This window comes from Desulforadius tongensis (assembly GCF_016907915.1).
GTDB classification, from domain to species: domain Bacteria; phylum Bacillota; class Desulfotomaculia; order Desulfotomaculales; family Desulfohalotomaculaceae; genus Desulforadius; species Desulforadius tongensis.
The window spans coordinates 15267-29373 of record NZ_JAFBCW010000006.1 but is presented as its reverse complement, the minus strand read 5'-3'; the positions used below and the strand labels follow the sequence as shown (position 1 = coordinate 29373).

The 14107-nt window shown below is 41.8% G+C and carries 9 protein-coding genes; all 9 read left to right on the top strand.

Annotated elements, in window-relative coordinates:
- The first annotated feature begins 73 nt into the window (after nucleotides 1-73).
- A complete protein-coding gene (locus tag JOC37_RS03415; protein ID WP_204616082.1) occupies nucleotides 74-493 on the top strand; it encodes a hypothetical protein in 420 nt (139 codons plus the stop codon).
- Between the two features lie 123 nt (nucleotides 494-616).
- Complete coding sequence (locus JOC37_RS13430) at nucleotides 617-745, top strand: hypothetical protein (RefSeq protein ID WP_274380914.1); 129 nt, start codon at nucleotides 617-619, stop codon at nucleotides 743-745.
- A gap of 218 nt (nucleotides 746-963) precedes the next feature.
- Nucleotides 964-2859 carry a PrkA family serine protein kinase gene (locus tag JOC37_RS03410; RefSeq protein ID WP_204616080.1) on the top strand — a complete coding sequence of 632 codons (1896 nt, stop codon included), beginning with the start codon at nucleotides 964-966 and terminating at the stop codon, nucleotides 2857-2859.
- Between the two features lie 12 nt (nucleotides 2860-2871).
- Complete coding sequence (gene yhbH, locus JOC37_RS03405; protein WP_204616078.1) at nucleotides 2872-4056, top strand: sporulation protein YhbH; 1185 nt, start codon at nucleotides 2872-2874, stop codon at nucleotides 4054-4056.
- A 13-nt stretch (nucleotides 4057-4069) separates the two neighbouring features.
- A complete protein-coding gene (locus tag JOC37_RS03400; RefSeq protein WP_204616076.1) occupies nucleotides 4070-5488 on the top strand; it encodes a SpoVR family protein in 1419 nt (472 codons plus the stop codon).
- Between the two features lie 699 nt (nucleotides 5489-6187).
- Nucleotides 6188-6448, top strand: coding sequence for a type II toxin-antitoxin system HicB family antitoxin (locus JOC37_RS03395; protein WP_204616075.1), 261 nt, complete (start codon nucleotides 6188-6190; stop codon nucleotides 6446-6448).
- A 337-nt stretch (nucleotides 6449-6785) separates the two neighbouring features.
- The gene (locus tag JOC37_RS03390; RefSeq protein ID WP_204616073.1) at nucleotides 6786-7934 is read left to right on the top strand and encodes a DNA cytosine methyltransferase; all 1149 of its coding nucleotides are present in this window, start codon (nucleotides 6786-6788) and stop codon (nucleotides 7932-7934) included.
- Nucleotides 7935-8126: 192 nt separating this feature from the next.
- Nucleotides 8127-10646, top strand: a complete 2520-nt coding sequence (gene drmE / locus JOC37_RS03385) for a DISARM system-associated protein DrmE (protein ID WP_204616071.1) — start codon at nucleotides 8127-8129, stop codon at nucleotides 10644-10646.
- A 14-nt stretch (nucleotides 10647-10660) separates the two neighbouring features.
- Complete coding sequence (locus tag JOC37_RS03380) at nucleotides 10661-14080, top strand: helicase-related protein (RefSeq protein ID WP_204616069.1); 3420 nt, start codon at nucleotides 10661-10663, stop codon at nucleotides 14078-14080.
- Nucleotides 14081-14107: the final 27 nt, after the last annotated feature.

The window sequence follows — 14107 nt, the reverse complement described above, 5'->3', positions numbered from 1 at the left end:
TAACTTTAATTTTTAAAATATTGGGGATGCTGATAGAATAAACATTTCCTAAACGCATAGGGGGGAATGGCTGATGTGGAATAAAAAATTTATGTGTTTAATGGTTTTCAGCGGCATAAGTTCAATGGTTATAGGGCTCCCTTATATTTTAAAAATTTTTAGTTCTGTAAAAACTGAATTAACATCCTGGGGCATAGCCTCTGTATTTATAGGATTTTTATTAATCGCCTCTGCTGTGGCGGTAAGTCATATTAATACCAAGATAATAAGGGCTGTTTTGGCCCTGGAATATTCTGTTTTGGTGCTGCTGCAGGTTCCACCCGTTATGCTGTGGCTTTCGGAAAACAGCACTTATATTGCTGTGGGCACCGGGTCCGGGCAGCTTGCCGGCCACTGGGCTTTTTCTATTCCCCATCTAGTTCTTATGCTGATGGGTGTTGCAGTGATATACCGCATGCTGCAGTTTAATTTATCTCAACTGGAAGCGGAGTAAAAGAACAGCAGAAATCCACCGGTTGTATTCGGTGGATTTTTTTTACCAGCCTATTGTCAAATGGAGCATATTTTGTTATCCTGTGTGTAGGATATTGTATACAATATTACGGGGGTGGGGTTGATGAAATATCTCGTAACATGGGTTGAAGGAAACGAAGTGCAGTACCGTTTTATAGACTCCCCAGAGGAATTTGATAAAAATTTATATGAAGATTATCACCTGATTGTTGCTCCCCTGGAAGATGAATAGTTAAAAACAAATTAATAACTTTGAAAGTAAAAGCTGTGTTCAGAAAACACGGCTTTTTTTATTTTTTTATCCCTGTTATAACTTATTAAATTTGGTTCCAATCTTCTTTTTGTAACATATAATGCATATATTAATTTACAACTCTTATACAGACAATATGCGGCGCTTGTATTTATACAAGGTGCCCCTGCAATTTTAGGTTGGGGAGTGATGATAGCATGGATTTTTTCAAGCGTCTGGAAGAGTATCGAGCCAATGAGAAAAAAATGAATTGGGAAGGTACTTTTGCTGATTATTTAGAGATAGTTAAAAAAAATCCACAGGTATGCCAGTTATCCCATGCCCGCTTGTACAGCATGATAAAAGATGCCGGGGTAGAAGTTAAAAATGGTGTAAAGAGTTATAAATTTTTTAACAAAGAACTCTTTGGACTGGACAAAACATTGGAGAAACTGGTGGAGGAATATTTTCATCCCGCTTCAAGAAGGTTGGATGTGCGCAAGCGCATCCTGCTGCTGATGGGTCCGGTCAGCGGGGGTAAGTCGACGTTGGTAAACATGTTAAAGCAGGGGCTGGAGGAATACAGCCGCACCGATGCCGGGGCATTGTACGGTATAAAGGGCTGTCCCATGCATGAAGAACCGCTGCACTTGATACCCAGGGAACTGAGGGCAGACTTTATGCAGGAATACAACGTTTATATAGAAGGAGAATTGTGCCCCGCCTGCCGCAAGAGGCTGGAAACGGAGTATAACGGCGATATTATGAGAGTTCCGGTGGAACGGGTGATTCTGTCCGAGGACGACCGGGTTGGTATCGGCACCTTTGCCCCCTCTGACCCCAAAAGCCAGGATATAGCCGAGCTCACCGGCAGCATCGACTTTTCTACCATTGCCGAATACGGATCTGAAAGTGACCCCCGGGCCTACCGCTTTGACGGGGAATTAAACATCAGCAATAGGGGTTTGATGGAATTCCAGGAAATGTTAAAATGCGACGAAAAATTTCTTTGGAACCTTCTTTCCCTCTCCCAGGAGGGAAACTTCAAAGCGGGTCGTTTTGCTCTAATTTATGCCGACGTAATGGTGGTGGCTCACACCAACGAAAGCGAGTACAAAGCGTTTATTGCCAATAAAAAGAATGAAGCGCTGCAGTCCCGGATGATTGTTTTGAAAGTACCTTATAATCTCAAAGTATCAGAAGAAATAAAGATATATGACAAACTCATCAAGCAGAGCGATTTGAGAGATGTGCACATTGCCCCCCATGCCCTGCGGGTGGCGGCCATTTTTTCCGTGCTGTCCCGGTTAAAGGAATCTAAAAAACAGGGCATGGATATTGTGAAAAAAATGCGTCTTTATGACGGGGAAGATGTGGAAGGTTTCAAGCAGAAGGATATTTACGAACTGCAGCAGGAAGCGGATGAAGAGGGAATGAGCGGTGTAGACCCGCGCTATGTAATCAACCGCCTTTCCAGCGCCTTGATCCGTACCGACACCAAATGCATCAACCCGCTGGATGTATTAAGAGCATTAAAAGACGGTTTGGACCAGCATTCATCCATCACCAGGGAAGAAAGGGAAAAGTTGCTGAACTTTATTTCCATAGCCCGCCGGGAATATGACCAGCTGGCTAAAAAAGAAGTGCAGAAGGCCTTTGTATATTCCTTTGAAGATAATGCCAGGGTGCTGTTTGAAAATTACCTGGATAATGTGGAGGCTTACTGCAACGGGGTAAAAATAAAGGATCCCATTACCGATGAAGAAATTGACCCCGATGAGAGGCTGATGCGTTCTATTGAGGAGCAGATTGGTATTTCGGAAAATGCCAAAAACGGCTTCCGGGAAGAAATTCTCATTCGCCTGTCAACTTATGCCCGTAAAAACAAGCGTTTTAACTATAAATCCCATGAACGGCTGCGGGAAGCCATTGAAAAGAAACTTTTTGCCGATTTAAAAGATGTGGTTAAAATTACCACTTCTACTAAAACCCCCGATGCCGAGCAGTTAAAGCGCATCAATGAAGTTAGTGCCCGCCTGGTGGCGGATTATGGGTACTGTCCGGTTTGTGCCAACGAACTGCTGAAGTATGTGGGCAGTTTGCTAAATCGGTAGGTGATAGCCGTTATGGAAGGCAGCAGCTATATAGTTTCCAGGGAAGACTGGTCGCTGCACCGCAAGGGAGAGCTGGACCAGCAAAGACACAGGGAAAAAGTACGGGAGGCCATTAAAAAAAATCTGGCGGATATTATTACCGAAGAAAGTATTATTATGTCCGACGGCAAGAAAATTATCCGGGTGCCCATACGTTCGTTGGAGGAATACCGTTTTCGCCACAACTACCGCAGCCAGAAACATGCCGGCACCGGCAGGGGAGACAGCAAAGTGGGTGATGTTATTGGCAGTGACCCATCTGCATCCGGTGGCCCCGGCAAAGGTAAAGGGGCGGGAGAAGAACCCGGTGTTGATTACTATGAAGCCGATGTAAACATGGAAGAGCTGTCGGAAATGGTGTTTGAAAATTTAAAACTGCCTGATTTAAAGGAAAAACAAAACAAAAAACTGGCTTCAGAGGCCCTTGAATTTAGGGACATACGTAAAAAGGGTTTGCAGGGTAATATTGACCGCAAGCGCACTTTATTGGAAGTATTAAAGCGAAATGCCATGGAGGGCAAGCCAGGCATATACGGTATCAAGCCGGATGATTTAAGGTATAAAACCTGGGAAACTTCGTTTAAATATGAATCTGCCGCTGTTGTGATTGCCATGCTTGATACATCCGGTTCCATGGGACCCTTTGAAAAATACATTGCCCGCAGTTTCTTCTTTTGGATGGTGCGTTTTTTACGCTCTAAATACCAGCAGGTGGAGATAGTGTTTTTGGCCCACCACACCGAGGCCAAAGAAGTTACCGAGGAGGAGTTTTTTACCAAGGGAGAAAGCGGCGGCACCAGGTGTTCATCGGTGTATGAACTGGCTTTAAAACTAATTGAACAGCGTTACAGCCCCACGGACTATAACATCTATGCCTTTCATTTTACCGACGGCGATAATCTGAGCTCGGATAATGAGAAGTGTGTGAAACTGGTAAATAAACTGCTGGAATACTGCAACCTGGTGGGTTACGGTGAAATAGAGGGCCCTTATTATTACACCAGCACATTAAAAACTGCCTTTAGAAGGATTGAAAATCCCAAGTTTACTACTGTATCTATAAGGGATAAAAACGGTGTTTATCCGGCTTTGAAGGCCTTCTTCAGTGATAAAAGGGAAAACAGTACAGTGCGTATGATGCAGTCATATGAAGAATAAGCGGGGGAATAGTATGAACAATATGTCCGGAGAAATTAAGGAACTGGAAAGGGCTATTGAAGAAATTATTCACATTGCCAAGGGGTTGGGGTTGGATTTTTATCCCATGCGGTTTGAAATTTGTCCGGCCGAGATAATATACACCTTTGGTGCTTATGGTATGCCGGCCCGCTACACGCACTGGTCATTTGGCAAGGCATACCATAAATTGAAAATGCAGTATGATTTTAATCTCAGCCGGATTTATGAGATGGTTATTAACTCTAATCCCTGTTATGCATTTTTACTGGAGGGAAACTCGCTCATTCAAAACAAGCTGGTGGTGGCCCATGTACTGGCCCACTGTGATTTTTTTAAGAACAACGCCTGGTTTAGAAATACCAACCGGGATATGCTGGAATCCATGTCCATTGCCGCCCAGCGGTTTAGAAGCTATGAACTGCGGTACGGCCGGGAAAGGGTGGAGCAGTTTCTTGATGCGGTGATGGCAATCCAGCAGCACATCAACCCGCACCACAGCATAAAAGAACCCGGGCCAAAGAAAAGGGACTGCTGCAGTGAGCGCCGGCAGACGCCCTACGATGACTTGTGGGACCTGGATAAACCGAAGGGCTGTTCCTGCGGCAGCGGCTGCCACAAAAAAACCCGTCGTTTTCCGGAAAAACCGGAACGAGATCTAATGTTGTTTATGATGAAACATGCCAAGGATTTGGAAGAGTGGCAGCGGGACATTATTTCTGTACTGCGGGATGAGATGCTTTATTTTTGGCCCCAGATGCAGACCAAAATTATCAATGAGGGATGGGCCAGCTACTGGCACGTGAGGATAATGCGGGAGCTGGACCTGGATGAGTGGGAAGCGGTGGAGTTTGCCAAAATGCATGCCGGGGTGATACAACCTTCAACCAAAAGTATTAACCCCTATTACCTGGGGATAAAGATTTTTGAAGACATAGAAAAACGCTGGGATAACCCCAGTGAGGAGGAAAGACAGAAATACAACCGCAAAGGTGGCGAGGGCAGGGAAAAGATATTTGAGGTAAGAAGTATTGATAATGATGTCAGCTTTATCAGGAACTATTTAACTAAAGAACTGGTGGAAGAACTGGACCTGTATCTCTTTCGCAGGGTTGGCCATGATTATAAAATAACCGATAAGGATTGGGAAACGGTTAGGGACGGGTTGATAAAAAACTTGACCAACTGCGGCGTGCCCTATATTGTGGTGGAAAACGGGGACTATGGGAAGCGGGGAGAGCTGTATTTGAAACACTGCTACGAGGGTTTAGAGCTGGATGTGGTGCATTTAGAAAAAACACTGCCCCATGTTTATCTAATCTGGGGCCGCCCGGTACATTTGGAAACCAAAATTGATGAAAAACCTGTACTGTTTAGTTATGATGGGGAAAAGATAACAAAAAAATTTATTTAACTAAGTTTGCGAGCATCGTTGTGTGCAGAACCGGGGGATTTAAGGCGATGCTCGCAAAACCGCCTTTGACCAAATGATAGTTGTTGAGAAAGGTTAAAATATAAAAGAACTAAGAATGGGTTTGAATGTTTGGAAGGCAAATTAAAATAGACTAAAAGATTACTAAACTTGTTAAAGCCCTTCAAAAAAATATAAACATAGATTCTGTTATCTTATTTTGGTTCCCATGCTAAAGGTACAGCTGATAAAAGCTGATAAAGATAGTGATATTGATGTTGCTATAATTTCACAAGAGTTTGGAAAAGAGACTTTAAAAGAGAAGCAATTTATTGAAGTGCATACATTTTCACCGAATGAAATATGGAAATTCGTTCAACCGGTAAAGTAATATGGTCAACAGTTTCGGTGTCTTAGTCCCCACGCTTAAAAAGCGGAGCCTTCCACGGCATTTTGGTGATTAAAGTAGTATTAAAATGTTAAATTTAGTCTGGGGAGTCAAAAAGTAAGGAGAGACTGCTATGACAAGACGACAAAGAAGAGTCTACACCGATGAATTTAAAAAATTATCATAGCTAACTAGTCAAGGTGTGTCATATTTAAGTGAAATTTTTGCCACCAGCATTAGAATTAATAAGAGATTACTTTGAAGAGTAATCTCCTAATCCATAATATTTAAAATATCATGGAAGGGTAATGTTTATGAAAGAAAAGAATTTAAATTATTATCTATCATTAACATATAAAATAGTTTTACACCCTGCAGAGGAAGGTGGCTATGTGGCAGAAATATCAGAATTGCCTGGCTGTTTATCCCAGGGAGAAACAAAAGAAGAAGCACTAGAGATGATTGAAGATGCAAAAATAGCATGGATAGAAACGGCGTTAGAATTAGGCAGGGAAATTCCGGAACCTGCTCCAGATGATAAGTTTAGCGTCAACAACCTTATACTAACTCTATAATAATTTCATTACTGCCCTTCGCGAAATCAGGACGGGGACTTCCCGGCGGGAAAGTTAAAATCATCTTTCAAAAATGTTGATTTTCAAATAAAAAAGTTAGGAAATTGGTGGAGCGGCATGCGTGCCGTAAGGGATGCGTCCCGATGCCACCAATTTTTTATTTTATTGAGGGAAAATCTGTTTTATTTGGTATTAACATAATTCCTCTACCAAACGCGCCGTAAAGCCCCCAGATTCATCCGTGGGGTTTGTACTGTGAGAAAGATAACGAAATCGCCAGAAATGTATTAAAATGCTTATTATCCTATGTTAATATTAAATTAGGAGGGTTGGTTAAATGTCTAGCGAGAGTATAAAACCAACTGCCATTGACATTTTTAGCGGAGCAGGCGGTATTACCTGTGCTCTTAAGGATGCCGGTTTTAACGTTTTGTGCGGTATAGAATTAGACGAAGTTATAGCGGAAAGTTATAAACTAAATTATAGTAGTAAAATTATTATTAATGATATAAGAAAAGTTACGTTAGAGGATTTGATATCGGCCTGCGGAGTTACACCTGGGGAACTGGATCTTCTTGCGGGATGTCCTCCCTGTCAGGGCTTTTCTAAACAGAATGTAAAAAAAGGAAAAAAGGATTTAAGAAATTATCTGGTATTTCAGTATTATAGAATGGTAAGGTTACTAAAACCTAAATATATTTTTATGGAAAATGTTCCCGGGATACAGAGGCATAAATATATATTTGATAAATTTATAGAACTGCTTGAGACGGGATGGGGAAGGAAGGATAGGCCGTTATACTATGTGCATTATGATGTCGTGAATGCGGCTGATTACGGGGTTCCTCAAAACAGATTACGCTTCGTATTGATCGGTAAAAGAAGGGATATTGCGTTAAATGAGAGCGAAGCTGAAAGTATTTTTGCAAAACCAACCCATATAAATCCCGAATTATTGACAGAAGACTGCGGGTTAAAAAAATGGGTCACCCTCAAGGAAACGATAAGCCACCTAAAAAAAATTAAAGCGGGTGAGACATGTAAGGAAGATAAATTGCATAGAGCGGCTAACTTAAGCGAGTTAAATCTTCTTCGGATGAAATACACGCCCAAGAACGGTGGTAGCAGAACGGATTGGCCGCAAACCGTACGGAATGATAAGGGTGAGCAAATAGAGTTATGGTTAAAATGTCATAAAAAAAGGGGGGTTGGATATAAGGATGTATACGGGCGTATGGATTATAATAAGGTTGCCCCGACATTAACCGGCGGATGCTGTACGATTTCGAAAGGTAGATTCGGTCATCCCGTCGAGGACAGGGCAATAAGCCTAAGGGAGGCTGCTCTAATACAAACATTTCCGCCGGATTACAAATTTACCGGTTCTTTCGGTAAGATAGCATTACAGATCGGTAATGCGGTACCGGTAAAAATGGGAAGAACTTTTTTTGAATGTATTAGGAAGGATATTGAGAAGGATGTGTAAAAGTCCTTCTTTTTTTATTGCTATCCATTTACTACCTCATTGCTGCTTATATTTACATATTTTTTATTATTTTAAAAAATTTCCGGATAAGTTACATTAATTGCCAAAAGCAGAAGGATTTTAACATGTATTTGAGAATTATATAACAAGAAATAATAAGTTTTATAAATTAGAGAGGGAGACGAGTGGGTTTTGGGAAGAATTTACCGGTTAACTTACCGTGATGAAGAAATCAATCTTCACGAATTCGAAACTGTAACTATAGATTACTGTAAGAAGATATATGAAAAAGGAAGGAGTTCCGTAATTGCCGGACCGTTCGGTTATCTAATCGTACCCCTTGCTATAGAATTAGTACTGCATGACTACACCGTAAATATTCCTACCAAAAAGGATCCCAAGAAACGTCCTAGTATGCTGCTTATCGCAAGATCCAGCGTTATAAGAAAATTTCTTGAAAAAACATACATTTACGTTGAAGATGTTATGAAACTTTCTATTAGAAAGATTAACCTTCTTATAGACGAGTATAAGAAAGGTTTAGACTTGAATATGGATGATCCCTATAACTGTCACCTGTACTGGAGTTATTATATTAAAAAAAGGTATATAAGGGAAAGAATTCCGCAAAAACTACCCGTGCACTATTTTTTTCCTGCCGGTTATGTACGTAAGGACGGAAACGTATCGATAATCGGTAGCCGCGATTACTTCGGAAGATACGACGGACAGTCTCCCGTATTTTACCTTTCTTCATCACCCGATGTAGTAAACCGCTGCCCGAAATGCGACTATATACTCTGCGATTATTCTCACATTAGAGAGAGTGACCCCGTGGTAGGTGATGGAAGTATTCCGATTATACATATTTTTGATAATATAACCGATTATAGAATTCCGAAGGTACGTAACGGCGATGCCGAGGTATTTCTTTGGTCTTCCGGAATGATAAGGGCACATGAGAATAAATGCGACATTTGTGACGGCGGCAAAAATTCCCCGTTTTCTTCGGGGATTTATGAGATCCGAAATATGAAGAAGCGCAGGATGCCGATGATAATCAGGTGTGAAGATCGCCTTGATAAGGATTTTAACGAATTAGGTAAGAATTTAAGGAAAATGTTAAAGCTTCTTAAGAAATTCGATTACGGTAGGGAGGTTAAAGAAGTTATCAGAAGGGCTTCGTATGCATACAGAATGCTTATGGAGCTTCCTGTAAAACCGGAATTATACGATATTATTGCTGGAAAAACGGGAAATACCTTCACCATTTTGGACCTGCTGGATGAACTTACATCGGTATCCCGTACGATGTATTTGGATGATGGAGACATGAAGGTTCTTATTTACGAGACGAGCAGAGTATTTCATAGGATTAACGAACTGCTGGATGAGAACAACGAGAAGATGAATAATATTCTGAATATTGTTAATAGACAGGTGGAATCGGGGCTCAAAACGATTATTGTTACAATTAATGCTACATCGGCCATGGCTTTGAAAAAATTTCTCTCCGAAAAATTCGGGTGGGAAAAGTATGGTCCTGAAGGAGCGGGTTTATACGTAACTTCCTATAAGGGCCTAAAACGGCTGGTTAAAGAGCTACATAATGATGGCGTTAATCCCGATACGGTTGTTATTACCGGAATTGATTGGATTAAATTACCGGAAATCATTCTGATACCGCCTGCTAAGGGAACGATAATGGTTCTGTATGATGAGGAAATGCGTGGCCTTAAGATTATGCTGCAGGGGGTTAGAAACAGAATCATCCAAACGGGACGTAATAAGAAAGAATTTCTTTTAAAAGCAAAGGTATTTGAAGAAGACGAAGATTTTTTGAGAGAACTGGCAGATGCCGTATCGAATATTCTGGGTGATAAGGTTAGAAAAACAGGCTTGCACTCGGACCTGCTTGCTATGCTGTCTGGAGTTGCTACTTCAATTAGCGAAGACGGCCTTATACCGCTCTTTTCCGTACGGGGAGGAGAGGCGGTACACCGTAGCGGTACTCATACCGTAGAAGCAAGGGAAATTATATTTACGGACGGGAGCAGAATGTTCTGCGCCGCCGACGATAATCTAAAGAAAATTGAAGGAGTTAGCGGAGCTATTTATAGCATTAAGGTAAAAAAATTAAAGGCTGGCGATAGGGTAGTTATAATCAGGGGTAATGCCAGGAACAGCCTGTACGACCTGATATTAGAAAAAAATGAAGAACAGCCGCAGGTAGATCTGGATACGAAGTATATCAGATTCTGGCAGAGAAGTATCAACGATGCATTTTACAGAAGAGGGTTAACATATGAAGAAATTCATAGTATGCTCGTACGTTTAGGAAGCCGCATAACATCTTCCGCGACTATCGGTAACTGGATCAGGGGAGATGTTATGGGGCCTGAAGATCCCGAGGATATAAAAAGGTTAGGAATCGTATTGGGGTTGGACGAGCTAACGAAGAGCTGGAAGATGATATACCGGGCCATGAAGAGGCTGAGAAGGATTCATAGGGTGGTAGCAGTACAGCTTAATAGGGTCATAATAGCTTCTTCTTCAACTAACTTATTAGTCGAACCAGATGACGAACTTGTAGAGTGGGGGTTATCCATGGCTGATTTTAGGGATGCTTTAACGGTTAAAACGATAGAGGAAATATCCGAAGCAATAAAGTACGTAAAGCCCGGATATACGGGAATAATTTTTACGGTTTAAAGGGGGGATATTTTATGAGCTTATCGAAGGCCGATGAATATGCCGTAAAGGAGAAATTATGTGAATATTTAATTAAAAGGATTACCGAATGCACTTCGGGATCGGGTAAGGGTGAGGATGGAGAGTACTGTCTTTACGAACGTCCCAGAGACACCTATTTTGTCGGGAGCCTGAGACCCAATTCTGCCGTATCGGAAGTAGAACTGTCGGAAAACGAACTGAGATCCGAGTTTCATTCCAGACTTTCTCCCTATGCACTCGGTTTCGAGTGCAGGTTGAAAATCAGCAACCGGGATGCGATGCTAAAAATCAGACCTAATATGTCCCTATATTACAGAATAGTTCCCGATTTGGAACAACAGAAAAGGATAAAGGGAGCCAGGGAACTGGCGGTGGTATTTAAGCGTTTAAGACCGAATTTTCCTTTTATAACTGTAAATTTATCATTACTGATAAGGGAAGGTAAAAAAATAATAAGTTCTTCCGACGAACCGTTTAAGCGGGTTATGGAAGACATTTATGAAGAAATCAAAAGAGATTCTAAGGCATTCAAAAAAATACCCGAAAGGAAGCTGTCCAAGAATCCAGATGAGAGTCCTGATAAATACGAAGAATTTTTTAACGAACTAATTAGGGATGCGACGCATGGAGATGTGAACCTGCCGAAATGGAAGTTCGAACTGCATATCGAGCTTAATCCCGTTGAAAATGATGTTTACCTTTTAAAGGTTTTACTGGTTAATACTGGAGAGGATAGGGATCCCGTCGGTACCGAGAAGATGGAGGATAGCTTTATATTTGATGCTTCTATCGAGACATCGTTTGTTTCTGCGGAGTTAATACCTTTCGAGTTTAATTCTCTAAAGGATAGTTATAGATACGATACTATAATGCCGGCGATAGGACTAAACTGTACCGTTGAGCCGCTTTACGGGGATGACCACGGCAGAGGATTAAAAACTGTTAATGCACCGGTGGTGAGACAGAAAAGGTACGGTACCAGGACTCAACTTCCTAAAAAAATAGGAGGTAGAAAGCTGACGGAGTTAACCTTTCGGAGTTTAAGCGATGACCCGATAAATGTTTTAGAGGAACTTTTGAAAGATATGGAGGATTATTACGGGTACTGGGAAGCAAATAAGAACGAATTTTTGAAGGATGCAAGGTATGAAGAGGAATTTAAACGGGATCTGGATAACTTCAGGGCAGAAATCGATAGGTATAAAAAGGGAATAGAAGTACTGAAAAATCATAAGTATGAAATGCTAAATAAAGCATTTAGGGTAATGAACGAGGCCTTTATAAAAAAGAACGAAATTGCCGGAAGGGGATACGAGGGGTGGCGACCGTTCCAGCTGGTGTTTATAGTTTCCCAGCTGCCCGACCTTGCCGCCCAGCATTGGACGGATGATTTTAAGGATAGTAATTCTATTGAAAGTCCAGTGGTGTTATGGTTTCCCACGGGCGGCGGGAAGACGGAGGCATATCTGGGCCTAACGATATGTAATGCCTTCTTTGACAGGTTAAGAGGAAAGACTGCCGGATTAACGGCACTGTTCAGATTTCCTTTAAGGCTTCTTAGCGCCCAGCAGCTGGAAAGACTTACGGGAATTATAGGTGCTGCGGAACTGATTAGGGAGGAAAGAGCAATAAAGGGTGAACCCTTCAGCGTTGGTCTTTGGGTAGGCAGTAGCCAAACGCAAAATAATATTTATTATAGATCGAATGCAGAACAAATTAATGATGATCCCGATAGGGATAAAAAATACAGAAAGGTACACGTATGTCCCTTCTGCGGCAGGGAAAGCGTTAAAATCAGATTTGATTTTGATGAGTGGAGACTGGTACATGAATGTACCTCCGACAGTACCGTTTGCAGCTGGGGAGGTAGGGCACTGCCTATATACATTGTTGACGACGAAATATACAGATACCTGCCTACGGTAATAGTATCTACGGTTGATAAGATAGCACTATGCGGTTATCAGACCAAATTTGGCAACCTGTTCGGAGACGTAAGATATAAATGCGATAAGCATGGATACCTATGGGAAGATAAATGCCGGTATTGCGGCGGAAGAAAGGTGGCAAGGGTTGATGATTCCGTAAAACGGCTAATGGTACCGACCCTGCAGGTTCAGGATGAGATCCACCTTGTAAAGGAAGAACTGGGGGCTTTTGATTCTCATTACGAGACGTTTATCGTAAAAATGCAGAAGGATATATCCGGCGGTAGGGCCTGGAAGAACATAGCATCGACGGCCACCATAAAGCGTTACGAATATCACGTAGATCAACTATACTGCAGGGATGAGCCCTATAGATTTCCGGTACCGGGTCCTTCATGGGAGGAGTCCTTTTACAGCGATACGGATACCGGGAGGATAGGAAGATACTTTCTAGGGATAATGCCTCATAACAAAACGCACATCAACTCTACGGTTGAAATACTGTGGTACTTCCACAGAGAAATTCAGAGGTTAAGGAAGCTTTCCGCTGCCGAATTTGCGGATGCTATAGGAGTAACGGAATCGCTATACGATAAGCAGGTGGAAGAAATTCTGGATGAGTATGAGGTTAGCCTGACGTACGTTCTTACGAAAAGGGGAGGGGATCAGGTAGCGGAGAGTATTGCCAGTCAGATCAACCTCTATCTGACCAGAGACGGATATACTGCGGTAAGAAATGAAATGATGACGGGCGGTACCGAGGGATATCGCATTACCGCATTACTCAAGGAAATGCAGGAGGACTACAAAAATAAAAAGCCCGAGGACAGAATTAGATCCGTTACCGCTACGAGCATGATCAGCCACGGTGTGGATATCGAAAGATTCAATTTCATGGTCTTTTTCGGCATGCCCAGGCAAACGGCCGAATATATCCAGGCTTCCAGCCGTGTTGGAAGAAAAAGTCCCGGAATATCGATTATCTGTTTTGCACCAGCTAGAGAGAGGGATAGAAGTCACTATCATTATTTTTCTAAATATCACGAATATACGGAGAGATTAGTAGAGCCTCCGGCTATAAATAGATGGTCAAAGTTCAGTATCGATAAAACCCTGCCCGGGATATTCAGTGCCCTCATACTGAACAGGTATTCAAGACTACATAATAAGAGTTTGTTTAAAAAGAAAGCATGGTATCCGGTAATTTCCTCGCTCGATATGGATGAAGTTAAGGAGTATTTACACGATGCCTACAGAACCGATCTACCCCCGGGAAGCGAATTTAAAAGTGAAATTGATAAAAAACTGACGGATATTGTATACATACTTGCAAACGAAAGAACAAAAGAAAGTCTACCGTTAGCTTTAGGTTACCCGCCGTTAATTCATAAACCGATGAGAAGCCTTAGGGATACGGACGAGCCTATATATTTTACTGAAAGTTATAGGGTAAGAAGCCTTTTAAAACAACTATTAAGGAAATAAAATAGTGTGATTTAATTTAGGAGGGGT